This window comes from Flavobacterium sp. AG291, assembly GCF_003350375.1.
GTDB classification, from domain to species: domain Bacteria; phylum Bacteroidota; class Bacteroidia; order Flavobacteriales; family Flavobacteriaceae; genus Flavobacterium; species Flavobacterium suzhouense.
Map to the genome: position 1 here is coordinate 327,075 of NZ_QQAR01000001.1, position 24,690 is coordinate 351,764.

23 protein-coding genes, 2 tRNA genes and 1 riboswitch are annotated in these 24,690 nt (G+C 38.4%); of the genes, 16 read left to right on the forward strand and 9 right to left on the reverse strand.

Annotated elements, in window-relative coordinates:
• Positions 1-21: 21 nt before the first annotated feature.
• Entirely contained in the window at positions 22-2,649 is a 2,628-nt protein-coding gene (gene alaS, locus DEU42_RS01505) for an alanine--tRNA ligase (RefSeq protein ID WP_114756512.1), read from the reverse strand.
• A gap of 149 nt (positions 2,650-2,798) precedes the next feature.
• Between alaS and DEU42_RS01510 the strand changes: the two genes are divergently transcribed.
• From DEU42_RS01510 to DEU42_RS01530, 5 genes are read left to right on the forward strand one after another with little or no spacing between them, the layout of a single operon-like run.
• Positions 2,799-3,776 (forward strand): M23 family metallopeptidase, encoded by a 978-nt coding sequence (locus tag DEU42_RS01510; RefSeq protein ID WP_114756513.1) that lies wholly within the window; start codon positions 2,799-2,801, stop codon positions 3,774-3,776.
• Positions 3,776-4,105: a MerR family transcriptional regulator gene (locus DEU42_RS01515; RefSeq protein WP_114756514.1), complete on the forward strand. Its 330-nt coding sequence runs from the start codon at positions 3,776-3,778 to the stop codon at positions 4,103-4,105. Before DEU42_RS01510 ends, DEU42_RS01515 begins: the two co-directional genes overlap by 1 nt.
• A 12-nt stretch (positions 4,106-4,117) precedes the next feature.
• The gene (locus DEU42_RS01520) at positions 4,118-4,708 is read left to right on the forward strand and encodes a LemA family protein (protein WP_114756515.1); all 591 of its coding nucleotides are present in this window, start codon (positions 4,118-4,120) and stop codon (positions 4,706-4,708) included.
• A 10-nt stretch (positions 4,709-4,718) separates the two neighbouring features.
• Positions 4,719-5,156, forward strand: coding sequence for a TPM domain-containing protein (locus DEU42_RS01525; RefSeq protein WP_114756516.1), 438 nt, complete (start codon positions 4,719-4,721; stop codon positions 5,154-5,156).
• Positions 5,157-5,966, forward strand: a complete 810-nt coding sequence (locus DEU42_RS01530) for a TPM domain-containing protein (RefSeq protein ID WP_114756517.1) — start codon at positions 5,157-5,159, stop codon at positions 5,964-5,966.
• Between the two features lie 37 nt (positions 5,967-6,003).
• Here the strand turns inward: DEU42_RS01530 and DEU42_RS01535 are convergent, their stop codons facing one another.
• The 4 genes from DEU42_RS01535 to era all read right to left on the reverse strand — a co-directional run bounded on the left by DEU42_RS01535 (position 6,004) and on the right by era (position 14,199).
• The gene (locus tag DEU42_RS01535; protein WP_114756518.1) at positions 6,004-8,844 is read right to left on the reverse strand and encodes an outer membrane beta-barrel protein; all 2,841 of its coding nucleotides are present in this window, start codon (positions 8,842-8,844) and stop codon (positions 6,004-6,006) included.
• 87 nt (positions 8,845-8,931) lie between these two features.
• Positions 8,932-11,748 (reverse strand): outer membrane beta-barrel protein, encoded by a 2,817-nt coding sequence (locus tag DEU42_RS01540; RefSeq protein WP_114756519.1) that lies wholly within the window; start codon positions 11,746-11,748, stop codon positions 8,932-8,934.
• Positions 11,749-11,894: 146 nt separating this feature from the next.
• Positions 11,895-13,205 (reverse strand): ribosome biogenesis GTPase Der, encoded by a 1,311-nt coding sequence (gene der, locus DEU42_RS01545; protein ID WP_114756520.1) that lies wholly within the window; start codon positions 13,203-13,205, stop codon positions 11,895-11,897.
• Positions 13,206-13,314: 109 nt separating this feature from the next.
• On the reverse strand, positions 13,315-14,199 hold the full coding sequence (gene era, locus DEU42_RS01550; protein ID WP_114756521.1) for a GTPase Era: 885 nt from the start codon (positions 14,197-14,199) through the stop codon (positions 13,315-13,317).
• Positions 14,200-14,326: 127 nt separating this feature from the next.
• Here era and DEU42_RS01555 point away from each other — a divergent pair.
• Positions 14,327-14,399, forward strand: a tRNA-Met gene (locus DEU42_RS01555).
• 261 nt (positions 14,400-14,660) lie between these two features.
• Here DEU42_RS01555 and DEU42_RS01560 read toward each other — a convergent pair.
• Positions 14,661-15,092 carry a hypothetical protein gene (locus DEU42_RS01560; protein ID WP_114756522.1) on the reverse strand — a complete coding sequence of 144 codons (432 nt, stop codon included), beginning with the start codon at positions 15,090-15,092 and terminating at the stop codon, positions 14,661-14,663.
• A 387-nt stretch (positions 15,093-15,479) separates the two neighbouring features.
• On the opposite strand from DEU42_RS01560, the gene DEU42_RS01565 reads away from it, so the two are divergent.
• Positions 15,480-15,552: transfer RNA gene (locus DEU42_RS01565), tRNA-Met, on the forward strand.
• Positions 15,553-16,099: 547 nt separating this feature from the next.
• The gene (locus DEU42_RS01570) at positions 16,100-16,549 is read left to right on the forward strand and encodes a KTSC domain-containing protein (protein WP_114756604.1); all 450 of its coding nucleotides are present in this window, start codon (positions 16,100-16,102) and stop codon (positions 16,547-16,549) included.
• A gap of 36 nt (positions 16,550-16,585) precedes the next feature.
• Here DEU42_RS01570 and DEU42_RS01575 read toward each other — a convergent pair whose 3' ends face one another.
• From DEU42_RS01575 to DEU42_RS01585, 3 genes are all read right to left on the reverse strand, one after another.
• Entirely contained in the window at positions 16,586-17,068 is a 483-nt protein-coding gene (locus DEU42_RS01575; protein ID WP_114756523.1) for a hypothetical protein, read from the reverse strand.
• Positions 17,069-17,165: 97 nt separating this feature from the next.
• Complete coding sequence (locus DEU42_RS01580; RefSeq protein WP_147278041.1) at positions 17,166-17,624, reverse strand: hypothetical protein; 459 nt, start codon at positions 17,622-17,624, stop codon at positions 17,166-17,168.
• Positions 17,625-17,650: 26 nt separating this feature from the next.
• Positions 17,651-18,115: a hypothetical protein gene (locus tag DEU42_RS01585; protein WP_114756525.1), complete on the reverse strand. Its 465-nt coding sequence runs from the start codon at positions 18,113-18,115 to the stop codon at positions 17,651-17,653.
• 254 nt (positions 18,116-18,369) lie between these two features.
• Here DEU42_RS01585 and DEU42_RS01590 point away from each other — a divergent pair, with 254 nt between their 5' ends.
• The 8 genes from DEU42_RS01590 to tenA all read left to right on the forward strand — a co-directional run bounded on the left by DEU42_RS01590 (position 18,370) and on the right by tenA (position 24,611).
• Positions 18,370-18,795, forward strand: a complete 426-nt coding sequence (locus tag DEU42_RS01590) for a response regulator (RefSeq protein ID WP_114756526.1) — start codon at positions 18,370-18,372, stop codon at positions 18,793-18,795.
• Between the two features lie 228 nt (positions 18,796-19,023).
• Positions 19,024-19,824: a TIGR00266 family protein gene (locus tag DEU42_RS01595; RefSeq protein ID WP_114756527.1), complete on the forward strand. Its 801-nt coding sequence runs from the start codon at positions 19,024-19,026 to the stop codon at positions 19,822-19,824.
• A 138-nt stretch (positions 19,825-19,962) separates the two neighbouring features.
• Positions 19,963-20,529, forward strand: coding sequence for a hypothetical protein (locus DEU42_RS01600; protein ID WP_147278042.1), 567 nt, complete (start codon positions 19,963-19,965; stop codon positions 20,527-20,529).
• Between the two features lie 130 nt (positions 20,530-20,659).
• On the forward strand, positions 20,660-21,484 hold the full coding sequence (locus DEU42_RS01605; protein ID WP_114756529.1) for a hypothetical protein: 825 nt from the start codon (positions 20,660-20,662) through the stop codon (positions 21,482-21,484).
• Between the two features lie 67 nt (positions 21,485-21,551).
• A riboswitch (TPP riboswitch) is annotated at positions 21,552-21,644 on the forward strand.
• Between the two features lie 65 nt (positions 21,645-21,709).
• Entirely contained in the window at positions 21,710-22,513 is an 804-nt protein-coding gene (gene thiM, locus DEU42_RS01610; protein WP_114756530.1) for a hydroxyethylthiazole kinase, read from the forward strand.
• On the forward strand, positions 22,506-23,141 hold the full coding sequence (thiE, locus tag DEU42_RS01615) for a thiamine phosphate synthase (RefSeq protein WP_114756531.1): 636 nt from the start codon (positions 22,506-22,508) through the stop codon (positions 23,139-23,141). The genes thiM and thiE overlap by 8 nt, the downstream gene beginning before the upstream one ends.
• Positions 23,138-23,971, forward strand: coding sequence for a bifunctional hydroxymethylpyrimidine kinase/phosphomethylpyrimidine kinase (thiD, locus tag DEU42_RS01620; protein WP_114756532.1), 834 nt, complete (start codon positions 23,138-23,140; stop codon positions 23,969-23,971). The genes thiE and thiD overlap by 4 nt, the downstream gene beginning before the upstream one ends.
• Positions 23,958-24,611 (forward strand): thiaminase II, encoded by a 654-nt coding sequence (gene tenA / locus DEU42_RS01625; RefSeq protein ID WP_114756533.1) that lies wholly within the window; start codon positions 23,958-23,960, stop codon positions 24,609-24,611. The genes thiD and tenA overlap by 14 nt, the downstream gene beginning before the upstream one ends.
• The last annotated feature ends 79 nt before the right edge of the window (positions 24,612-24,690 follow it).

Here is a 24,690-nt window from a genome sequence, read left to right on the forward strand (position 1 = left end):
TTAAATTAATTTTATTGGTTCTTATTTTATAAAACCTTCGGCAGCTGTTAAAGCTTCGGCTATTCCGGCAACATTCTTACCACCTGCGGTTGCAAAGAACGGCTGTCCGCCTCCGCCTCCCTGGATGAACTTACCCAGTTCGCGTACTACCTGTCCGGCATTAAGGCCTTTTTCAGCGACAAGCTCTTTAGAGATGTAGCAGGTAAGCATTGGTTTTCCTTCTTCGGCAGTTGCCAATACAAGGAAAAGGTTAGTACTTAATGTTCCAAGTTCATAAGCAAGATCTTTGGCACCTGTAGCGTCAAGATCAACCTGCTTTGCAAGGAACTTAACTCCGTTTATTTCTTTAAGCTCGGCTGCAAGTTCGCCTTTAAGGTTTTTAGCCTTATCGCGAAGCAATGCCTCAAGCTGTTTCTTCAATTTTGTGTTTTCTTCCTGAAGCGATACCACAGCTTTTAACGTGTCCTGCGGATTCTTAAGAGCAGCATTTATGTCTTCAAGATCTTTTTCCTGAGTAGCAAAATAAGCTTTTACCGCCTCATTAGTAATAGCTTCAATTCTGCGGATACCGGCAGCAACTGCGCTTTCGCTTACTATTTTAAAGTACCATATGTCGGCAGTATTCCTAACGTGGATTCCACCACAAAGCTCCATGCTTTCGCCAAATTTGATGGCACGTACATTGTCACCGTATTTCTCACCGAAAAGTGCCATAGCACCTTCTTCAAGAGCCTGTTTAAACGGAATGCTTCTGCGTTCAATCAGCGGAAGATGCTCCTGAATTCTTGCATTTACAAAATCCTCAACCTGTTTTAATTCTTCGTCAGTCACTTTAGAGAAGTGAGAGAAGTCAAAACGCAGGTAATTAGGGCTTACTAACGATCCCTTTTGCTCCACATGCGTACCAAGGATAGACCTTAGTGCCTGGTGCAATAAGTGCGTAGCCGAGTGATTGCTTGCAGAATCACTGCGTAGTTTCTCGTTTACTTTAGCGGTAAAAGAACCATTTACGTTTTCAGGAAGCTTTTTAGCGATATGCAGTATAAGGTTGTTCTCTTTTTTAGTGTCAAGTATTTCTATAGTTTCATTAAGGGAAACTAAAGTTCCTTTGTCACCTACCTGTCCACCACCTTCAGGGTAGAAAGGAGTATTGTCAAGAACTATTTGGTAAAGAATACCGTCTTTTTTAGAATCTACTTTGCGGTAACGTGTAATTTTTACTTCGTTTTCCGTTTGGTCGTAACCAACAAAAGTTTCGATGTTACCTTCTGCAAGCAGAACCCAGTCGTCGGTAGCTACTTCAGAAGCAGCACGCGAACGGTCTTTTTGTTTCTTAAGCTCGGCATCAAAACCTGCTTTGTCGTAAGAAAGTCCTTTTTCTTTAAGGATTAGTGCTGTAAGGTCTTCAGGGAAACCAAAAGTGTCATAAAGTTCAAATGCTTTTGCACCTGATACTTCTTTTCCTTCTGTCTGGGCAACTACATTTTCTAATAGTTGAAGTCCCTGATCCAGTGTTCTAAGGAACGAAGCTTCTTCTTCACGGATAACATTGGTTGCCAATGACTGCTGCGATTTGATTTCAGGGAAGAATTCACCCATCTGAGCAGCCAGTACAGTTACAAGCTCATTGATGAATGGCTCTTTTTTATTAAGGAAGGTAAATCCGTAACGGATAGCCCTTCTTAATATTCTGCGTATAACATATCCTGCACCACCGTTAGATGGAAGCTGCCCGTCAGCGATAGCAAAAGCTACTGCACGAACGTGGTCAGCAATTACACGGATAGCGATATTTACTTTTTCTTCGGCATCGTTAGCTGCCTTAATTGTGTATTTAGCACCTGTAAGCTCTTCAATTTTAGAGATAAGCGGCGTGAAAACGTCTGTGTCGTAGTTTGATGTTACATTCTGTAATACCATGCAAAGACGCTCAAAGCCCATACCGGTATCAACGTGCTGTGCCGGTAGTTTTTCAAGAGACCCATCGGCTTTACGGTTAAATTCCATAAATACGTTGTTCCATATCTCTACTACCTGTGGGTGGTCATTGTTGACAAGAGATTTTCCTGAAACCAATGCTTTCTCTTCCGCTGAACGGATGTCAACGTGAATTTCAGAACATGGTCCGCAGGGTCCCTGGTCACCCATTTCCCAGAAGTTATCTTTCTTGTTTCCAAGAATGATTCTGTCTTCGTCAATAAGCTCTTTCCAGATGTCATAAGCCTCCTGATCGAACGGAACATTCTCTTCAGGACTTCCTTCAAACACACTTACATAAAGGATGTCTTTTGGTATTTTGTATACTTCTGTCAATAGTTCCCAAGCCCAGTTAATGGCTTCTCTTTTGAAATAGTCGCCAAAGCTCCAGTTTCCAAGCATTTCAAACATGGTATGGTGGTAAGTATCAAAACCTACATCTTCCAGGTCATTATGCTTACCCGAAACGCGAAGACATTTTTGGGTATCGGCTATACGTTTGCTTTTCGGGGTGCCATTGCCAAGGAAAAATTCCTTGAACTGCGCCATACCCGAATTGTTAAACATAAGCGTTGGATCATCTTTGGTAACAATAGGAGCCGAAGGCACAATAAGATGGCCTTTCTCCTTAAAGAATTCTAAGAATTGTTTTCTTATATCCTGGGATTTCATATACGGACAGAAATTTATTTAATGTTTATTAGCAGGTGCTGCCTTAAAAATTGGTGCTAAAACTGTAACATTTACTACATTTGTTCGTTTATCACTTATAGTCGCGGCAGGTATTTTACCTAAGGTGCAAAAATAGAATAATTTAAGACATGGCGAAGGTAAAATATTATTACGACGCAGAAAACTTAGCATACCGTATCATAAAACCTGTAAGAGGAAAAAAAATAGGCGTAGTCCTGCTGTTTTTGTTCTCTGCAGCCCTGTTCGGATTCCTTTGTTTTGTAGTGTTGCTTAATACCCCATACTTTGAAACTCCGAAAGATAAACTTCAGGCCCGTGAGATCGAAAACATGAAAATCCGTTATGAGATACTGAATCATAAAATGGACCAGATTGATGAGGTGCTCGAAGAAGTTGAAGATCGTGATAACAATCTTTACCGTGCTTATTTTAATGCTTCTGCCATTCCCGACGAACAACGAAAGGCTGGATTTGGAGGGGTTAACCGCTATAAGGATCTTGAAGGTTTTGATAATTCAGAACTTGTGATAGGAACCACCAAACGTCTTGATATCATTTCCAAAGAGCTGGTAATACAGTCTAAGTCACTTGATGAAATTGCGAAGCTGGCAAAGGATAAAGAAAAACTGTTAGCTTCTATTCCGGCAATACAGCCTGTAAAGAACGAAGATCTCCGCCAGATGGCATCGGGTTTTGGATACCGTAGCGACCCTTTTACCAAGATTCGTAAGTTTCATGCGGGTATGGATTTCTCTGCAAGAACAGGAACTCCCATCTATGCTACAGGTGATGGTGTGGTAGTAGCGGCAGATAACAGGCTTTCGGGTTATGGTAATCGTGTTGTTATACGTCATGGATTTGGTTATGAAACCCTGTATGGGCACATGAGCCGTTTTAAAGCGAAAGCCGGACAGAAGGTAAAAAGGGGAGATGTTATAGGCTATGTGGGTAGCACCGGACGTAGTGAGGCTCCGCACCTTCATTATGAAGTGCATAAAAATGGAGAGGTTGTAAACCCGCTTAACTTCTATTATGGAAATATTTCTGCCAAAGAATACATTTTAATTTCTAAATTAGCTAACCAGGAAAACCAATCGCTTGACTAATGCATTTAGAACTGCCTGAAAAAAGATATTACAGTATAGGCGAACTCGCCAAAGCATTCAATGTTAATGCATCGCTCATCCGTTTTTGGGATAAGGAATTTGATATTCTTAAACCTAAGAAAAACGCGAAAGGCAACCGTATGTTCACTCCCGAAGATGTAAAGAACCTGCAGCTGATTTACCATTTGGTAAAAGAGCGTGGCTTTACATTAGAAGGTGCAAAAGTGCATCTTAAGGAAGGACAGAAAAAAACACTCGATAAATTTGAAATTATCAGTAAATTAGAATCAATTAAAACAAATTTGATAAACCTTAAAAACGAACTTTAAAAACCAACAAACATGAAAAAATGGATTATCCCCGTAGTAATTATTGCAGCAATAGTAATAATTGGCTTTTTTTGGGCAATGGGTATTAAGAATGGGGCTTTAGGAAAAAGCCAGGCAGTAGGAAGTGCATGGGGTAACGTTGAAACCGCATACCAACGTAGAAATGACCTTATTGGTAATTTGGTTGAAACAGTAAAAGGGGCTGCTAACTTTGAAAAAAGCACTCTGGTAGAAGTTATAGAAGCAAGAAGTAAAGCTACATCAGTACAGGTAAATGCTGCCGATGCAACTCCTGAACAACTTGAGGCATTCAGTAAAGCGCAAGCTAATCTTATGGGGTCAGTTAACAAGTTGATAGGTAATGTTACTGTAGAAAAATACCCTGAACTGAAAGCAAACCAAAATTTCCTTAAACTTCAGGATGAGTTGGCTTCGACGGAGAATACTATTCAAACCGTTCGCACGCGTTACAATGAGAGTGTACAGGATTACAACAATTATGTGCTTAGGTTTCCTAACTCTATGTTCTTAGGCGAATATAAAGAAAAACCATACTTTAAATCGGTAGAAGGTGCTGACAAACCTGTAGAAGTTAAATTCTAATCAAAGCGTTATGCCCACAAACAATGATTTCCTGACTTCTGCTGATGAAGAGGCAATAGTTGCAGCTATACAGCAGGCCGAAAAGAATACTTCGGGAGAAATTAGGGTGCATATCGAAAATCATAGTGAAAAACCTCCTCTCGAAAGAGCTCAGGAGGTTTTTTATCAATTAGAGATGCATAATACCGCAATGCGAAACGGCGTATTGTTTTATGTTGGTATTAATGACCGCAGTTTTGCCATTATTGGTGATGAGGGTATTGATAAAGCTGTTGAAAATGATTTTTGGGACTGTACAAAAGATGTGATTATTAATCATTTTAAGGAGAAACGTTTTAAAGATGGACTTGTTGCAGGGATACTTAGGGCAGGCGAAAGGCTAAAAACCTATTTCCCTTATGCTGATGACGACAAAAACGAATTGCCTGATACTATATCTAAAGGATAAATGAAAAAAATAAAACAATTGAGCCTTTTGCTTCTGCTGATTTCATTTCTGTTGCCGGCAATAGGTTTTGCACAGTTTGATATTCCTCCCAAACCTGATTTACAAACCAGTGTTTATGATTATGCCGGAATTTTAAGTGCTTCTGAAAAGACAGCACTTGAACAAAAGCTTATAAGATATTCAGATTCTACTTCTACGCAAATTGTTGTAATTACAGTTGAAACTATTAAAGGGGAAAGTATCGGATTACTTACCCCAAAATGGGCCCATGAATGGGGAATAGGACAGGCTGATAAAGATAACGGTGTTTTAATCCTTCTCGCAGAAAAGGAACATCAGATATGGATATCTCCCGGATATGGTGTTGAAGACAGGCTTAGTGCCGGAATAGTGGGACAAATGACCCGTGATGTAATAATACCTGAATTTAAAGCAGGCAGTTATTATAATGGACTTGATAAAGGTTCAGATGCTATTTTTCAACTCTTAAAAGGAAAATATAAAGAAGAACGTAAAAACCTTAAAAAAGGCAAAGGCGATGGTGGAGGCGGCGGAATCTTTATTTTTATTATAATCTTCATTATTATCATAATTATCCTTTCCAGAAGGGGCGGTGGTCGTGGAGGAAATAATGGAGGTGGTGATTTTGGATCGACACTTACAGATATTCTTATTTTAAGCAGCCTCGGCCGTGGAGGAGGTTCACGTGGTGGATTTGGAGGCTTCGGTGGAAGTTCCGGCGGCGGCGGATTTGGCGGCGGCTTTGGCGGTGGCGGCTTCAGTGGAGGCGGTGCAGGAGGAAGCTGGTAAAAATAACAAGAAAGGCTGCAATTGCAGCCTTTCTTATTTAGAAGAACCAGAAACGATTGTCACCGTCGTCGTCTTTTTCCTTGGTTCCGAATTTATCAAGCTTAAGACTCAGTGAGAACATTACATAACGTTTAAGCACTGTGTTTTGCATATCGGTTACCGCAGTAGGTGATATGTATCGTGAAGTCCCCTGGTTTTGATTCAGGATGTCGTATACCTTAACCTTAAACATTAGTTTGTTGCTTAAGAAATTATACCCAAGACTGGTATTCCACAAAAAGAAATCTTTTTTAAATCCATCTCCTAAATTAGAATTGTAGGTATAGGTAAAGTCATTACCCCATACAATATGCTTTGGCCAGTAGCTTGTCGTTTGTAATCCTGCTTTGTGAACAAAATTCGACTGGAAATCGGTAGCGTAGTTGGTGTAATGCGATTCGTTGTATGTAAAGCTGTATATAGGGCTTATATTCAGTAATTCGCCATAGTCATAGCTAAAACCTATTTTTGGTACAATAGAGTATGAAGTTGCATCATACTGCAGATCATTGGTAATACCTTTGTTAAATTGTAAATATGTGTGAAGGTTAAAATTGAGACCGTATTTGCTTGCTCCTTCTGTTTTTATTTTTTTACTCCAGTTTCCACCCAGCCAGGCGTCATAGGTTCCGTTCATATTGCCATACTGAACGGTTCGTTTAGCACTTGCGTCTACATCGGTAAAAGTTATTACTTCGTTCTCGTTGTAGGTCGCACCGCCATAAAATGAGTAGCCACTGTTAGTAGCCCAGTCATAATCGTAAAAACTAAGGTACACAGAGTGCGCGACATTAGGGTTCAGGTTTTCGTTTCCTGTGGTCGTATACATAGGACTGCTCAGGTCGGTAATAGGTAATATCTGAGATGCCAATGGCATATTTGCATTATAGTTGTAGTTGACATATACCGACTGCGATTTGCCTAATTTTAAATGAGCATTGGCATTAGCATAAGGCAGCATGTAATTGCGGTTTACAGTATAATCTGTACCCATATAAGAACCGAAATTCCTGAAATTAATTACCGATGTACCTAAAGAAGCCCCAAAGCTGTATTTCTTTTTAACCAGATTAAAACCTGCATAAGGTGTTATTTTGGTTGTATTGCCTCTTGTATAATTTGTAAGCTCATCTGATATGTCTGAAAAGCTGTTGGTGCCGTCATTAAAATTAAAACCCTTACGGTTTTGAACATTAGTTTCATCCCTTAACTGGGTACCAACTTTAATACGAAGGGAATCGGTTATGGGTTCGGTGAAATTAATGCGTGCATCGTAATAGTCTTTTTTGTTTCCGTTGGTAACTAGTTGATTTCTTATATCGGCCCGGGTTTCATCTATACCGTCATCATTGGTGTCTTCATAAAAGAAAGTAGAAGAATTGGTATACTGCGAACGGTCTTCAGTATTGTTTTCAGTACTTAACTCAAGGCTGATCGATCTGCCTCTTTTGTTTAGCATTTTTGTTGCTGTAAGCTCAGTTTCAAAACCGTTATTGTCATTGTTATTACTGTTGGCACCACTGCTTTCGTTAAGTAGTTTTCCATCCTGGTTTTTTGTATTGCTTCTCGATTCACTGTTTGTCCTTTCGCTTGCTTTTACAAATTTTGGAGCAAAGTATAAAGTAGTAGTCGAATCTACCTTAAATTCAAATTCTGAGCTAAAGTTATGGGCATATTTAAAGGTATCCGTTTTTGATTCTGATTCGCTTATAAGGCTTTTGTTTGAAGATGTATTTGGAGTGCCGTTATCTTCCGTTGGCAAAAAGGTTTCCGATCTCGTTTTGCTTCTGTTTTCCGTGTCGGCACCGGTATAAAAATAATTGATATTAGGGTCAAAACCCTTAAACCACTGATCACCATAAGTGATGCCAAAAATATTAGTGCGGGTAATACCATTTCCTCCGCCAAAATGCATTCCGTTTATCCCGAAACTGCCGTCGCCACTCATATAAATGCTGTTGTTGCCACGTCCGCCGCTCATGCTGTCAAACACTTCATTCATGCTGAAACCGGTGGTGTTTATATTGTTGGAAGAGGCGAGTAAACTTATCTTTCGGTTTCCTTTAAAATAGTTTACCAAAGCATTGGCTTCATAGCGCTTGTCACTTCCGTATCCACCTACAAAACGGCTGAAGAATCCTTTGTTCTTGTCTTCGTCTATGGTCAGGTTTATACTGGCATTGTTACCTTCAGCTGCCTTTCCTGTATATTCTTCCTCTTTTGTTTTGGTATCGGTTACCTGAACTTTATTGATGATTTCGGCCGGTAGGTTCTCTAAAGCAATTTTACCGTCTTTATCAAAAAAAGGTTTGCCATTAACTAATATCTGGTTAACCTCTTTCCCGTTTACTTTAATTTTCCCTTCATCGTCAACCGTAACACCGGGGAGTTGCTCAAGCAGGGTTTTTACGTTAGCATCGGGGCGTACTTTAAACGAAGCAGCATTAAATTCCAGTGTATCTTTTTTTACACGGATAGGAGGGATTTCGTTCTCAATTACAAGTTCATTTAGTTCTGTTGATTTGTCGGCAAGCTTTAGCGTACCAAAATCTCTGTCTTCTGTAACACTTTGTATTTCCTGCCTGTAATCTGCAAGCCCCACATACGATACTTTTAAGAATACAGGATTACTGAGTTTTCGGGTTTTAAGTTCCCAATTACCATTTTTATCTGTAATGGTGTAGTTTACTATTGAAGAATCTTTTACAGCAGTAAGATATACAGTTGCAGATTCAAGTGGAAAATTTTGGTCATCTGTAACTTTCCCTTTAAGCGTAATGTTTTGCCCTGATACGAGTATAGTAGTAAAAAAGAGCAACAGTATTAGTAATTTTTGCATGAAACGATTGGCTGGTTAGTAAGGTTATCCTTATAAAACAGCTAAGTAAATACTTTAGTATGAATAGTAATGTTAAAATTTTAAAAATTAGTCTATTCTTCTCATTTCAAAACGTCTTCCCCGAGGCGCATTATTACCTTTTACACCTCCAAATTTTTCCAGCTTGTAAGTAAGTGAAAACATTACATATCGCTTTAATACCGTGTTTTCCTGGTCAACAATACTTGTTGGGCCAATTGTTCTCGAAGTCCCTAGGTTTTGATTCAATACATCATATACTTTTACTTTGAACAGCAGGTCGTCGTTCAGGAAGTTATAACCGATACTGGTATTCCATAGGTAAAAATCCTTTTTATAACCATTAGCAATGTTAGAATTATAAGTATATCCAAAGTCATTACCTAACACTACATGTTTAGGCCAGTAGCTGGTAGTTTGGAGATTTAAGCGATGTACATAGTTTGAACTGGAACTGATTCTGTAATTGGTATAATTATATTCATTGTAAGTGTACGTATACGAAGGATTTATAACGAGCAGCTCACCATACTCATAAGTAAAATTCACAGAAGGACTTAATCGGATAGATTTACTGTCGTATAGCTGTTCATTTAAAAACCCTTTGTCAACACTATATCCTGTAGATCCCGAAAGACTTAAGCGATAGGTATGCGCATCACTTTTTATGGTCTTGTTCCAGTTCACGCTAAGTGAGCTGCTCATGGTTCCCGAAATATTTTTATAAGTAGTAGTGTTTTTACCGCTATTGTCGGTAATAGTATATTGAGAAACCTGGCTCTCATAAAATGTAGAGCTTAGCCATAAATTGAAACCACTTTTTGAAGCCATATTAAAGTTGCGATATCCGGCTCTTAATCTGTGCGATTTGTTTGGGTTTAGATCAGGATTACCAACGGTAGTGTTTAATGGGTTACTAAGGTCGGTTACCGGTAATATTTGCGAAGACTGAGGAAAACCTACAGAGTAGTTGTAATTGAAATTCATCGATTTGCTTTTTGCAAACGAATACCTAAGGTTCATGTCGGCCAATGGTAAAAGGTAATCTTTATTGAGCCTGTAATTTTGCCCCATGTAAGATGCATAATTATTAAAAGATGCAACATTGGTTCCTGCACCGGCATTTACAAAGAGTTTGCCTAAATCGAAACGAACACCTGCCCTAGGTGAAAAAGTAGAAGTTGTTGAGGTTAGGTAGTTTGATAAAGCATCATTATAAGTTGAGTAATTACCGGTTGTTTCATCATAATCATAAGTGTTTCTATCGTCGACAGCACGGGTAAAATTATATTCTGTACTCAGGTTAAGTTCAAGAGAGTCGGTAATAGGCTCGGTATATTCTATGAGTGCATTGTAGGAGTCTGAATAAGAGTTGGTGTTAATTGTCTGGTTCCTGTCATCCGTCTCGATGATTGTTTCAGTTCCCGGATACCTGTATTTTAAAGTGCTTGAATGATTTAAGCTCTTGTCATCATTTTTTGTATTGGAGTTTCCAAATTCAGCACTTATTCCTCTTCCTTTTCGGGAGGTAAACTGCTTATTGTAGGTAAACTGGTTGCTAAATGAATTTGAATTGGTCTCGCTGTTACTGAAAGAGTTGCTTTCGTTCATGCGTTTTCCATCGGCAATACGGTCAGAAAATCTTTGTGATTCACTATTCGATCTTGAATTGGTAACATTAAATCTTGGTGCAAAATGCAGTGTAGACGTAGAGTCTATTTTGTACTTAAAGTCACTGTTGAAAATATTTGAATACCTCTCGTTTTCGGTTTTAGAAACCGATTGTGTTGTATAGCTCTTGTCTATAGCAGTCCCGGGATTATCTTCGTCCTCGCTAACCGGAAGATAATTTGTTGAAGTTGTGCGGTTATTGTTTTCGGTATTTGTGCCTGTATAGTTATAGCTCAAACCTGAATCAAATCCTTTAAACCATTCATCCGCATAATTAAATCCTACAAGGTCGGTTCTGGTGATACCCTTTCCGCTGCCGGTATTGAGCAATCCTGAAGCATTACGTCCACTACCCATGCTGTCAAATACTTCATTGAATGTAAAACCAGATGAGTTAATGTTGTTTGAGGCTGCCAACAGGCTAAGTTTCATTTTATTTTTAAAATAGTTTACGATGAGGTTGCTTTCATAACGGTCGTCAGTACCGTAGCCTCCCATTACTTTACCAAAAAAGCCTTTATTTTTGTCTTTTTTAATGGTAAGGTTTATACTGGAATTATCTCCACTGGCTTTTTGTCCTGCAAGTTCTTCTTTCTTGGTTTTGGTGTCACTTACCTGTACTTTTTCAATAATTTCTGCGGGTAGGTTTTTAATGGCGATCTGTCCGTTAGAATCAAAAAAAGGCTTTCCATTTACAAGGATTTGGTTTACTCCCTTACCGTTTACGGTTATCTTACCGTCGGCATCAATGTCTACACCAGGGAGTTGCTTCAAAAGGGTTTCTACATTGGCGTCAGGTCGTACCTTAAACGATGCCGCATTAAACTCCAACGTATCTTTTTTAATACGTATAGGAGGCACTTCGCTTTGTATTACTACCTCATTCAGTTCAGTTGACTGGTCGGCTAATTTTATGGTTCCAAAATCACGATCCTGTTCCAAAGACTGAAATTGTTCTTTGTAGTTTTGCAAACCTACATAAGAAACCTTCAGGAATATCGGGTTGGTAATCTTTTTCGTTTTTATTTCCCATAAGCCTGTCTTTCCTGATATAGTATAGTCAATAACGGATGAATCTTTAACCGATGACAGATAAATTGTTGCCGATTCTAAAGGAAAATCCTGTGAATCAGTGATTTTTCCTTTCAGGGATATGGTTTGACTAAAACCTAAATAAGAACATAAGAGTAGTAGCAGGGTAAATATTCTGGGCATAATATGCTGTTAGTAAGGTTATTCCTTAAAAACAGCTAATTAACCATATTAGTATCTTAAAAGCAAGAAACCTGCTAAAAAGTAATGTTAAAAATGACTAATTGAGCTTATGTAAAAAAATACCCCCGAAAAATCGGGGGTAAAAATTATTTCTGACGGAAATAGATATCAATCGGCACACCCGATAGATTGTATATTTCACGCATTTTATTTTCAAGGAAACGTTTGTACGGTTCTTTTACATACTGTGGCAGGTTACAGAAGAATACAAACTGAGGTGTTGGTGTAGGCAGCTGCATACAGAACTTAATTTTCACATACTTACCTTTAAGTGCCGGAGGTGGCATGTTCTCAATAATAGGCAGCATGGTTTCGTTAAGTTTAGAAGTAGCGATACGCTGTTTTCTGTTTTCAAATACCTCAACGGCAGTCTCAAGAGCTTTTAATAAACGTTGTTTTGTAAGAGCCGATACGAAAAGGATAGGCACATCGGTAAACGGCTGAAGTTCTTCACGTATCTTACGCTCGTAATCACGCGTAGTCATGGTGTCTTTTTCAACAAGATCCCATTTGTTTACAAGAATAACAACTCCTTTACGGTTCTTTTCGGCAAGCCAGAAGATACTCTGATCCTGACCTTCAAAACCACGGGTAGCATCAATTACAAGTATACAGATATCACTGTGTTCAATAGCCCTTACCGAACGCATTACCGAGTAAAATTCAAGATCTTCCTTAACCTTGGCTTTACGGCGTATACCTGCGGTATCAACAAGGTTGAATTCAAATCCGAAACGGTTGTATTTAGTATCAATAGCATCGCGGGTAGTACCGGCAATGTCAGTAACGATATAACGGTCTTCACCAATTAGTGCATTGATGAATGATGATTTACCAGCATTAGGACGTCCAACTACAGCAAAGCGTGGAAGTGCTTCGGCGTTTTCATCCGGCGCTTCCGCTTCAGGAAGAAGGTCTACAAGAGCATCTAGAAGCTCTCCTGTACCCGATCCGTTCATACCTGCGATGGTATAATAATCACCAAGTCCAAGGTTGTAGAACTCAACGGCGTCTTTTTCACGCATGGCATTATCAACCTTGTTTACAGCAAGAAGTACAGGCTTAGTAACTTTTCTTAGCAGTTTAGCTACCTCTTCATCCATAGGAGTTATGCCTTCCTCAACATCAACCACAAACACGATAACGTCAGACTCATCTATGGCAAGTTCTACCTGACGGCGAATCTCAGCTTCGAAAATATCTTCAGAACCTTTAATGTAACCACCTGTGTCGATTACAGAAAATTCTTTTCCGTTCCATTCGCTTTTACCGTAGTTCCTGTCACGGGTTACACCGCTAACAGAGTCTACGATAGCTTCTCTTCGCTGTATCAGTCGGTTAAAAAAAGTAGACTTACCTACATTTGGCCTTCCTACTATAGCTACTATATTATTCATTACTGTTTTTAAATTTTTTGCAAAAGTACGTATTATAAGTTTATAAAGTCATAAAGTTTAAAAGTCTAAAGTCATTGGCGACTGTAAACTGTAAACTGACCACTGTAAACTATTTCTGGTCATATCCAAACCTGCGCAACTGGTAAGAATTGCTTCTCCAGTTTTTGTTCACTTTCACGAACATTTGCAGGTGTATTTTCTTTCCAAAGAACTTTTCAAGATCAGTTCGGGCTTCAATTCCCACTTTTTTAAGGGCAGCACCTTTATGACCAATAATAATTCCTTTTTGTGTTTCACGCTCCACCATTATCAGGGCACTGATACGGATGATGTCATCATCTTCAATAAACTGTTCAGTCTCTATCTCTACGGCATAGGGAATTTCTTTGTCGTAATGCAAAAGGATTTTTTCGCGAATGGTCTCATTCACAAAGAAACGTTCCGGTTTATCGGTAAGAGCATCTTTAGGATAGTATGGAGGAGATTCAGGTAATAGCTCAAGTATGCGGTCAAAAACCTCTTTTACGTTAAAGTTTTCAAGGGCAGATATTGGATACAGTTCAGCATTAGGTACTTTTTCTTTCCAAAGTGCTACCTGTTCTTCAAGTTGTTCCTGAGATGATTTATCTATTTTATTCAGTAATAGTAAAACCGGAATTTTAGCATTAATTATTTTTTTAAAGAAAGCTTCATCCTTAAGTTCTTTTTCACCTGTTTCTACCATGTAAATAAGAACATCGGCATCTTCAAAAGCAGATTTTACAAAATCCATCATGTTAGCCTGAAGTTCATAGGCGGGTTTAATGATACCGGGTGTGTCTGATAACACAACCTGAAAATCATCACCGTTTACAATTCCCAGTATACGGTGGCGAGTGGTTTGTGCCTTAGAAGTAATGATAGAAAGGCGCTCCCCAACAAAAGCGTTCATAAGGGTAGATTTACCTACGTTAGGGTTACCAATGATATTTACAAAGCCTGCTTTGTGTGACATAAAAAAATAATTAAGCTGCAAAGGTAGTCATATCAGGGGAATAGTAGAAATAAAGCAGAAAATAAAAGAATTTTATCTTTTTTACTTGGAATTCTAATAAATCGTAGTACTTTTGCACTCGAAACATCGCGGGATAGAGCAGTAGGCAGCTCGTCGGGCTCATAACCCGAAGGTCACAGGTTCGAGTCCTGTTCCCGCTACTAAGTAAGGCTTCACATTTGTGAAGCCTTTTTCTTTTAAAGATATTCTAATGCAAGTCGGGCTCTTATCTGCCGCGGCGGACACAGGTTCGAGTCTTCGCTGTGGCGAACTACTAAGAAAAAGAGAATCAGCAATGGTTCTCTTTTTTCGTTTATGACATCTCGTGGGCTCTTATCCGCCGCGGAGGACCGAGGTTAGATAAAAATTAAAGCCTGAGAAATAAAATTTCTCAGGCTTTAATTTTTCAGATATTGCAATTATTAAAGCTTCACTGTTAGTCCAATTCCCGGGGAAAAACCGGAGACGTTGCCACCGGAAAGTTCGGCATATACTCCCCATTTGTCATTCCAAAACCACCTTCCTCCAACCTGAAGCCCAAAGTTGAGATCGCTGTCATCATGACCTTTGTTATCCCTCATGTCAATAGTATATCCCACATTAGGTCCGGCATATACATCCCATGCAGCGCTTGTAATCCCAAAGAGATTGTCAAAATAATAATTACCTTTTACTCCTAAGTTTAGCCAGTCAAGATCCAGACTGGTTCCAACACCCGGAGCAATAGTAATATCTCTATGGACAGGTATTTCGTAATTAACACCTATAAGGCCAAAATTTAATTCTTTTCTGGCTTGTCCAAAAACACATGTAAAACATAGTACTGAAAACACTGATAAAGTAATATTTTTCATATATGTATTTTTTAATGTTATACTCAAAGTTAATCCTTAAAAACTAAATAAATGTTAAAAACTAGTCATTTAAATTAGTTTCTGTTATGTGTGATAATCATATGCAGTAGTTTTCTTGCTTAAAGCACTATGTTTTTTGCAGAATATTCAAATCAGATTTATAAAAATATTTTTTCTTTCATGAGATTTTATATTCGACTACTTTATTAAGAAATATGAGGTATTGTGGAAGGGATATGGTAAGCTTTAAGTTTGTAGCAAATTATAAAATGACACAAAATTATGGTATCTATCCCTTTGAAATAGATGGTCTTGTAGATTTATAATGACTAAATGGGGATATAGTAGGTTTAAATCAATAAAATGTTGTATATTTGCACTGAACATCGCGGGATAGAGCAGTAGGCAGCTCGTCGGGCTCATAACCCGAAGGTCACAGGTTCGAGTCCTGTTCCCGCTACTAAGTAAAAGAGAATCATCAATGGTTCTCTTTTTTCGTTTATGGCAGCTCTTCTGGCTTATATCCGCCGCGGCGGACACAGGTTCGAGGTATTCGCAGTGGCGAACTACTAGGTAAAACTTCACAGAAATGTGGAGCTTTTTTATTTATAGCATGTTGAACGGCTCCTATCCTCCACGGCGGACACGGTTCGAGTGCTGTTCCCGCTACTAATTAAAAGAGAATCATCAATGGTTCTCTTTTTTCGTTTATGGCAGCTCTCCTAGCTTATATCCGCCGCGGCGGACACAGGTTCGAGGTGTTCGCAGTGTCGAACTACTAGTAAAGCTTCAGACAAATCTGAAGCTTTTTTGTTTTTAAAGATATTTTTAATACTAGTTCAGATTCTTATCCACCGCTGGACTCTGGATTAAGACCTCATATATTGTAACTTTAGTTGTTGTAAGCTGTTAATTTTCAGATATCTTTAAAAGATTGCTTATTCTTCGTTCAAAATGACTACTTTTGCGCGCTCTAATTAAGATACACAATATCAGGATATATGAACATGAAAAAAATTGTTGAGTACAGAAAGCTACTCGACGTAACAAAAACAGCCACGCTAAAAGAACTGAAAACCATTTACAGGAACAGTATGAAGGATTGCCATCCGGACACCTGTACAACTGACGAAGAGCGTAATGCTGCAGAAGAAAAAAGTAAGGAAATTATTGAGGCGTATCATTTTTTAGTGAGCGTAGCTCCTGAAACTGCTGAGAAAAACTTTTCAGAATATACTAAAACGACCACTGCTTCGGGAATTCATGAGTTTTATATGGATAACCAGGTTTTATATATCCATTTTTTAGACGGCAGCAGCTATGAGTATTTTGGTGTACCCAAAAATGTATACATAAAAATGATCAATGCCGAATCTCCGGCACGTTTTGCACGTAGACACATATACGGAACATATTTATACAGAAGTGCTGTGAAAATAGTTGCATCTGCTGAATAATACTAAAATGCCCGCTGATTTTCAACGGGCATTTTTTTATTCTTCTATTCTCTCGAAAGTAAAAATTCGATGTGTATAAGGCTGTTCTATAATCAATCGGCCATCTTTAAACTTAACGGGTACTGTTGTTTTGGTTTTGTCTTTAAATGTACCAACGATTACCTGATTGTTGTCTTTATCGCGTGTAATCCTAAAAGTACCTTTGTTCAGGTTTTCGTGTACAAACATTTTAAAGTTTTTTCCTGACACATTCAAATAACCTTCCTGATAATGTTCTGCCTCACTTTCTAGATTTGTTCTAAGCATTGCGGCTACTTCGTCATACTTTATGGTTTTTTCAATAGGCTCATCAATAGTTGCCTTTCCGGATGCTACATCCAGACTAACACTTTTTTCACGGTAAGTAACCAGTTTCCATTTGCCCTGAAGGTCTTTTTCAGTGTAAACTTCAGCTACGGCCTGAGCCCACAAGGGTGAAACGGTAATAAATAAAAAAACGGAGAGTAAAAGGTTTTTCATAAATAGTTGGTTTTGAGTTTAATTTACATAAAAATAGAAAAAAAACATCTCAAAATGCATCAACTGATTTATTTATTGAAAAATTAATATTCTGCTTTTAAAGTTTTGTATAGATGTATTGTTTTGGACCTTTTACACTGAAAAGACAAAGCTTTCCATCGATGAATTTAAAGGCAATTTCATCTTTGGTACCATTGTCAAAATTAGCCGAAATAAATTGTTGCCCTTTTTCCTCGGTTAATTTATATGTCCCATTTCTCATGAAGTCGAAAATTATCTGCGTAAAAGTGTCTTCAGTTATTTCGAGAGAAGACATCCTAAGGTTATCGGTATAGCTTTCCATATCGGCAATAAGCTTAGGTCCCATTGCAGCCATTAGAGGGCTATCATCCTTTTCGGTTAGTGTAGCTTTTCCAGACATAACGTCCAGGCTGGCACCATGAACATTGTATGTAACCAGTTTCCAGTTGCCCTTAATGTCTTTGGTAGTATATTTTTGCGCCCACATTGGTGCTGTTAAAAGAAACGCAACAAGAGCGCAAAGAAAATTTTTCATAATTAGAAATCCTTTTTTCTGTGAAATTAAACTTTATTAAAAACGAATTCGGCACTTTGGCCTTGTTCATACTTAAATATATATAGCTGTTTGTCTTTAATCCATACTGACGTTTCTGAAGTGGTCTGATCGCTCCATGACGTAGTCATTACCTGCTGCCCATCTTTATCTTTAATAACAAATGTTCCGTTTTTTGTTTTACCCGCCATGTGCTGAACCACATTGTTGTTTGTAAAAGTAACGTTTGAAGCTCTTAGCGGTTCAAGCAGTTGTTTAAAACTTTGATCAATCTGAGACATCATTTCAGGAGATATCTGGTTTTTCAGTTCAGGCGATACAGTTATTGCTCCTGTAGCTACATCAACAGTAATGCCATTTTGATTATACCCTGCAAGTTTCCAGTTGCCCTCAAGCTCTTTTGAGGTAATTTTTTGTGCAAATCCACTAAGTGATATAAGACATATTGAAAATAAAAAAATAAGTTTTTTCATGAGCTTTAGTTATTGAAGTATAAAAGTATCTGAAATTTCATTAATCTGGTAAATTGATAAGCAAAAATATAGGTGTTTTGTCTATTGCGTTTCTATTGATGCATCTTGTCGATTTATATGCGAATGTAATGAAATTGTAAAACCGCAAGGTTATTATTGTCGTAAATTGGTTGAAAATGTATTAAAATTTTACCTAATTCCTTACAACTTAAGACGAGATGAATGTAATATTTAATTTTTAGATATATTTGAGTATGAAAACAAATGGAGACATAATACTCATTGAAGATGATGCTGACGACAGGGAAATCCTGATTGAAGCATTTGATCAGGTAATGACCGAAAATAATTATGATAACCGACTGGTAGTTATAGAAGACAGTTCTGTTGTAATTAATTATCTTAAGTCTACAGGAACTGAGCCTTTTTTACTTCTGTCAGATATCAATATGCCAAAGGTTGATGGCTTTACCCTTCGTGACCTTATTACTAAAGATCCTGAACTAAGCGAACGTTGTTCGCCATATCTTTTTCTGACTACCTCAGATACCTCAGATTACATTTCGAGAGCCTATCAGAGATCGGTTCAGGGATATTTTGCAAAGCCGGTTACTTTTTCGGGATACAAAAAGTTAATTGCTGATATATTATCATACTGGAAACTTAATAAAACACCGTAGTGAATAGTATTTCAAAACAAAAAGCCTTTCCAAACGGAAAGGCTTTTCTATTTTCTAACTAATTCAAATAAATTTCGGTGATTGATGATTGACCCGATGATTTAAATCATTAGTAGTTAAAAATGGGTTTTCGTTACAACTAGAGCGATTTTATTTTTGTTCTGTAACGAATAATTGTTCTTTTCGTCTAATAGTTTTATAAACGAATCAATCTAAAACGTAAATAAAATGCTTGCACACGAAATTGACTACCATATTTATGGTGAAGAAATGCAATATGTAGAAATAGAGCTCGATCCTCAGGAGGCTGTAGTTGCCGAAGCAGGAAGCTTTATGATGATGGAAAGTGGTGTTCAGATGGAAACTATTTTTGGGGATGGCTCTAATCAGAATGAAAGTATAATGGGCAAATTGTTTTCTGCAGGAAAACGAATGCTAACAGGAGAAAGCCTGTTTATGACCGTTTTTCTTAACCAGTATCATACTAAAAGAAAAGTAAGTTTTGCTTCGCCTTACCCTGGTAAAATCGTTCCGCTGGATTTAACGCAGTTTGGCGGTAAGTTCATCTGCCAGAAAGATGCTTTTCTTTGTGCAGCAAAAGGAGTATCGGTAGGGATAGAGTTTTCACGTAAACTTGGGCGTGGCCTTTTTGGTGGCGAAGGCTTTATCATGCAGAAGCTGGAAGGCGATGGCCTGGCTTTTGTACATGCAGGAGGTACGCTTGCCAGAAAAGAATTGCAAGCTGGCGAAGTACTTAAGGTTGATACCGGATGTATAGTAGGTTTTTCGCAAACGGTAGATTATGATATTGAATTTATTGGAGGTATAAAAAACACCATTTTTGGTGGTGAAGGCTTATTTTACGCAACACTTCAGGGACCTGGTGTGGTTTACATACAGTCACTACCATTTAGCAGGCTGGCCGGAAGGATTTATGCCTCGGCACCTCAGGGTGGCGGACAGCAAAGAGGTGAGGGCAGTATATTAGGCGGTCTCGGAAACCTTCTTGATGGAGATAACAGATTCTAATATTTATAAAAGGGCTTTGGCCCTTTTTTGTTTGTGTTTTGTATATATTTGATTACTTATACAACTTATGAAGCCTTTTTATATAATCCTTTTATTGTGTCAATGCTTTCCTGTTCAAAAAAAGAGCATAAAGCTGTCGTGAAGCAAAATTTTACTGTATCTAACACAACAACAACAACAACAACAAAAGACTCAATAACGAAGGTAATCATTCAGAAGGATAAGGTAAAGGATACCTTAGATGGGCTAGCGCCTCATGAAACTACCTGCATAAAAAAATTTACTACCTCATATAAGTTCAGTGCATTCAAAGTTAAAATGTATACAGGTGAATTAGTCGCTCCAAACTTTGAAGGAAATCCATATGCCGGTGATAAAGAATATGTAGATTTTATAACGGAAGGCTGTAAAAACAACGGAATTAATTTTGCAGGCAGATATACTAATATTCAGAAAAGTTGTGGGTGTATGTGCGAGCATATTTTTATTGTGGATAGAAGTAATGGTGAAATTTTCACAGAGGGAATGCTGGCTTCGGCTGAAGGGGAGGGGAGATTTGGCTTTACCTATAAAAAGGACAGTAAAATGATTATTGTTGATTCCGGATTATTTACAGACGATAATTTCACACACTATACTTGCTTTTATAAAACTGCTCCTGAAATTTATATGTGGAAATCGAAGAGATTTAAAAAACTACAATGAACCTAATATTAGGTTTTATTATCTTTGGATATATATGGTAGGGAAAACGCTTGTTGCACTGTTTTACATAAGCGGCATAACAATTGCGGTTACAGCCTCGTTATTACATTCATAAAAAGACAACTACACAATGAAAATACAATTATTGCTTTCGGCATCACTATTTATGTTCTTTTCAGTTAATGGATCGGCTCAGGAAAAAAATTGTGATGTGAGGCAGTTACAGGTAAGTACATACGATTTTGTGCTCACAAACCTTGACTCTATAAAAATCTACACCCCAAAGACTAACCAGATTACTGCGGCTCTCGATCTGACAGAAGCCGGAGCGATAAAGAAAATTGGTTATTATACAAACTATGGGAAAAAAGAACAGAAAGAAGTAAAAGTCTGGAAGGGGCTCGAAACTTTTGTAAAAAATAATTTTTCACGTTGTCCTGATTCCCATTTCTATAATGCTACAGAACACCTGTTACAGGCAACAATTCCGTTACCACTTTCTAAAGAAGGTATTGCTAAGGCTAAGAAAGAAGTTGAGTCTGAGCCAAACTATATGACAGAGGGCGTAGGAAAAACTGATGTACCCGGTTACAGCAAATTTAAAGTAGAAGTAAAAAGTTTTACAGTAGGGCAGTTCAGGCATAATAAAACCATAGAGCCGGTTGTGAAAGAAGGTACTATGGATGCTTACAGGTCTAAGATGGTAAGGCTGTCGGATATTTTTTCTATAGCTTTTGATGTCGTAAAAGAGGGTAAGAACAATTACCTGAAATATACACTATATGAACGTGTAGACAATAAAAGCCAGACTGTAACTAAAGAAGGATGGAGACCAATCATAAACAATAAGGTTACCCTTTCGGTAAAAGGGATAAGGGATTCGCATCCCGGAGTAAGGCATATCAATGAAGGTGAGGAGTTCGAAATGAATTTTGAAATATCCTTTCCAAAATAATAAGTGATGAAAGACAGGTATTAACACCTGTCTTTTTTGTTTTATAAATACAATCAGTATATTTGAACTTTGGCTTTAGGGGTATTCTGAAAAGAATTGAGAGAGTCCCTTTGAACCTGATACGGTTAACACCGACGTAGGGAAAAGCGCAGGAATAGTATTCTTATTCCTTCACTTCTGTATAGGAGACCTATAGCCATATTTTATTAATCAGTTTATAAAAATATGAAAGAGTCTCTTTGGAATTCTATCCTTTCTGTTCGTGAAAATTCTCCTTTAGTACACAATATTACCAATTACGTGGTAATGAATAACACTGCTAATGCCCTGCTTGCTGCCGGTGCATCGCCCATTATGGCTCATGCTCATGCTGAAGTAGAAGATATGGTAACTTTTTGCGGGGCATCGGTTGTAAATATTGGAACCTTAGATGAATATTGGGTTGAAAGCATGCTTAAAACTGCTAAAAAAGCTCATGAGCTGAATAAGCCCTGGGTTTTAGATCCTGTGGGTGCAGGTGCAACGGCTTATCGAAATGAAACCGTAGCAAGCCTGTTAGCTTATAAACCCACTATCATTCGTGGAAATGCCTCAGAAATAATGGCTCTGGCCAAAGTAGGCGAAGCAAAATCAAAAGGTGTAGACAGTGTGCATCAAAGTACGGAAGCTACAGGCGCTGCGCAATGGCTATCCAATACTTATGGCAGCGTAGTTTGTGTTTCCGGTGCAACGGATGTAATCGTTTCCGGAAATAAAAAAATACTAATCAGTAATGGTCATCCGCTCATGCAGCTGGTTACAGGCTTGGGCTGTACAGCCTCGGCATTAACGGGGGCATTTGCTGCGGTTAGCAATGATAAACTAACGGCAACTGCCGCTGCAATGGCATTGCTAGGGATAGCAGGAGAGTTGGCACAAAAAGAGAGTGCCGGTCCGGGTAGTCTCCAGTTAAATATTCTGGATAAACTATATACTATTACTCAGGAGGATTTCTTTACATACCTTAAAGCTCAGGAAGATAATGGATAATAAGTTTCTTAGCAGGCTTTATCTGGTAGTAAGCAGGGAGGCTTGCCGGGGGCGTGATATTGTAACGGTTACCGAACAGGCCATTATGGGTGGTGTAGATATGGTTCAGTTGCGCGAAAAAAACTTATCGGTTCAGGAGTTTACAGAAACGGCCATTCAGCTCAAAAATATGCTCGACAGACATAATGTTCCATTGATCATAAATGATAATGTTAGTGTAGCTAAAGCATCGGGAGCCTATGGTATTCACGTAGGTAATAGCGATATTCCGCCATCTCAGATAAAAATACAATGGGCTGATTGCGATATGCTTGGATATTCGATTGAGTATTTGGAGCAACTTACAAATGCTGAAATAGCATTTGCTGATTATTTGGGAGTAAGTCCTGTGTTTTCTACCGCGACTAAAACGGATACTGTAACAGAATGGGGACTGGAAGGAATAACTCAAATAAGAAAGCTTACCGATAAACCCCTTGTGGCTATAGGCAACATGAATGAAAGCAATGCTTTTGATGTAATAAAAGCGGGTGCCGACTGCATTGCGGTAGTTTCAGCTATTTGTGGTGCCAAAGATCCTTTAAAATCTGCCGAAGTTTTAAGAAATCAAATTGAAAAAGCCTTATGAAAAAATATACATATCCAACAGTACTGACTATTGCGGGAACTGATCCCTCAGGAGGAGCGGGCATACAGGCCGATCTTAAAACTTTTGCGGCATTGGGCTGTTATGGTATGAGCGTAGTTACGGCATTGGTAGCCCAAAATACCTGTGGTGTAAGGGCAATACATAGTGTGCCACCTGAATTTGTCAGGGAACAGCTTTTAGCGGTACTTGAAGATATAAGACCCAATGCCATAAAAATAGGCATGGTGCATAGTGTGGGGCTTGTGGATGTTATTGTCGATATACTGGCAGCTTATCCGGATATTCCTGTCGTTTTTGATCCGGTTATGATCGCTACTAGCGGGCACCGCCTTATTGAAGAGGATACCGTCGCTGCTATTGTAGAAAAATTATTTCCGTTGTCGGCGGTCATTACGCCTAATATGGATGAAGCTTCTTTTTTGACAGGAATTCCGGTAAAAGGAATTGATGATATGCAGGAAGCTGCAGCGATGATAATGCAAATGAAACCGAAATCTTTACTCTTAAAGGGAGGACATCTGCAATCTGAAAAATTGACTTCAATGCTGGTAAATGCCGCGGGGTTGATTCAGGAGTATCATTCGGATAAAATAGATACAAAAAACATGCATGGTTCAGGATGTACCCTTTCTTCAGCGATAGCTTCTTACCTTGCAATTGGTGACACCATTCGGGATGCTGTAGCCAAAGCGCAGGAGTATGTTCATGGAGCAATTTTTAATGCTGCCGATGTCGTAATCGGTAAAGGGAATGGGCCTTTAAACCATTCCTATAACCCTCAAAAAATGATAAAAAATGAAATGGTCTGAAAAGATATGGGCAGAAACTTTGCCTGTATACAACGATATTATAAATATGCCTTTTATTACAGAACTGGCAGCCGGAACACTCGATGTTGAAAAATTCAAGTATTATCTTCAGCAGGATGCGCATTACCTGGAGTATTTCGCACGGGTTTTGGCAATAATAGCAGCTAAGACACGGGATGTTGATATAATGCTGGATTTTATTCGCTTTTCGGAAGGGGCTATCGTAGTGGAACGTGCACTACACGATTCTTATTTTAAAGATTATAATCTGAATGAACGAGTGGCTATGTCACCCGTATGCCATCATTATGTACACTATCTGCAGAGTAATGGTTACATGGCCGATAATGCCATAGGTATGGCTGCGGTATTGCCGTGTTTCTGGATATACAAAAAGGTTGGAGATCATATCCTTTCAATAGCCAGTATAGACAACAATCCTTATCAGAACTGGATTGCGACCTATGCAGGTGAAGAGTTTGGTCAGCTCGTAGACAAGGCTATTGCTATTTGTGATCTGGCAGCAGAAAAAGCAACCTTTGAACAGCAACAGCTAATGAGTGAAGCTTTTTTGAGCGCCAGTCGTTTAGAGTATTTATTTTGGGATAGTGCCTACAGGCTTGATAGCTGGAAAAAGTAAATATTTTTTATTGAAATATTGGTTTTGGCACACATTATGTATTATATAATTAGCATCAATCAAAAAGCACGAAATATGG

Excerpts from the sequence above, each read along its gene's own strand:
- tenA (WP_114756533.1), top strand. The coding sequence starts at position 23,958 with ATGAAATGGTCTGAAAAGATATGGGCAGAAACTTTGCCTGTATACAAC.
- era (WP_114756521.1), bottom strand. The coding sequence starts at position 14,199 with ATGTCACACAAAGCAGGCTTTGTAAATATCATTGGTAACCCTAACGTA.
- DEU42_RS01605 (WP_114756529.1), top strand. The coding sequence starts at position 20,660 with ATGAAAATACAATTATTGCTTTCGGCATCACTATTTATGTTCTTTTCA.
- thiD (WP_114756532.1), top strand. The coding sequence starts at position 23,138 with ATGAAAAAATATACATATCCAACAGTACTGACTATTGCGGGAACTGAT.
- DEU42_RS01590 (WP_114756526.1), top strand. The coding sequence starts at position 18,370 with ATGAAAACAAATGGAGACATAATACTCATTGAAGATGATGCTGACGAC.
- alaS (WP_114756512.1), bottom strand. The coding sequence starts at position 2,649 with ATGAAATCCCAGGATATAAGAAAACAATTCTTAGAATTCTTTAAGGAG.
- thiM (WP_114756530.1), top strand. The coding sequence starts at position 21,710 with ATGAAAGAGTCTCTTTGGAATTCTATCCTTTCTGTTCGTGAAAATTCT.
- thiE (WP_114756531.1), top strand. The coding sequence starts at position 22,506 with ATGGATAATAAGTTTCTTAGCAGGCTTTATCTGGTAGTAAGCAGGGAG.
- der (WP_114756520.1), bottom strand. The coding sequence starts at position 13,205 with ATGAATAATATAGTAGCTATAGTAGGAAGGCCAAATGTAGGTAAGTCT.
- DEU42_RS01580 (WP_147278041.1), bottom strand. The coding sequence starts at position 17,624 with ATGAAAAATTTTCTTTGCGCTCTTGTTGCGTTTCTTTTAACAGCACCA.
- DEU42_RS01515 (WP_114756514.1), top strand. The coding sequence starts at position 3,776 with ATGCATTTAGAACTGCCTGAAAAAAGATATTACAGTATAGGCGAACTC.
- DEU42_RS01575 (WP_114756523.1), bottom strand. The coding sequence starts at position 17,068 with ATGAAAAACCTTTTACTCTCCGTTTTTTTATTTATTACCGTTTCACCC.
- DEU42_RS01570 (WP_114756604.1), top strand. The coding sequence starts at position 16,100 with ATGAAAAAAATTGTTGAGTACAGAAAGCTACTCGACGTAACAAAAACA.
- DEU42_RS01535 (WP_114756518.1), bottom strand. The coding sequence starts at position 8,844 with ATGCAAAAATTACTAATACTGTTGCTCTTTTTTACTACTATACTCGTA.
- DEU42_RS01540 (WP_114756519.1), bottom strand. The coding sequence starts at position 11,748 with ATGCCCAGAATATTTACCCTGCTACTACTCTTATGTTCTTATTTAGGT.
- DEU42_RS01595 (WP_114756527.1), top strand. The coding sequence starts at position 19,024 with ATGCTTGCACACGAAATTGACTACCATATTTATGGTGAAGAAATGCAA.
- DEU42_RS01520 (WP_114756515.1), top strand. The coding sequence starts at position 4,118 with ATGAAAAAATGGATTATCCCCGTAGTAATTATTGCAGCAATAGTAATA.
- DEU42_RS01525 (WP_114756516.1), top strand. The coding sequence starts at position 4,719 with ATGCCCACAAACAATGATTTCCTGACTTCTGCTGATGAAGAGGCAATA.
- DEU42_RS01585 (WP_114756525.1), bottom strand. The coding sequence starts at position 18,115 with ATGAAAAAACTTATTTTTTTATTTTCAATATGTCTTATATCACTTAGT.
- DEU42_RS01560 (WP_114756522.1), bottom strand. The coding sequence starts at position 15,092 with ATGAAAAATATTACTTTATCAGTGTTTTCAGTACTATGTTTTACATGT.
- DEU42_RS01530 (WP_114756517.1), top strand. The coding sequence starts at position 5,157 with ATGAAAAAAATAAAACAATTGAGCCTTTTGCTTCTGCTGATTTCATTT.
- DEU42_RS01510 (WP_114756513.1), top strand. The coding sequence starts at position 2,799 with ATGGCGAAGGTAAAATATTATTACGACGCAGAAAACTTAGCATACCGT.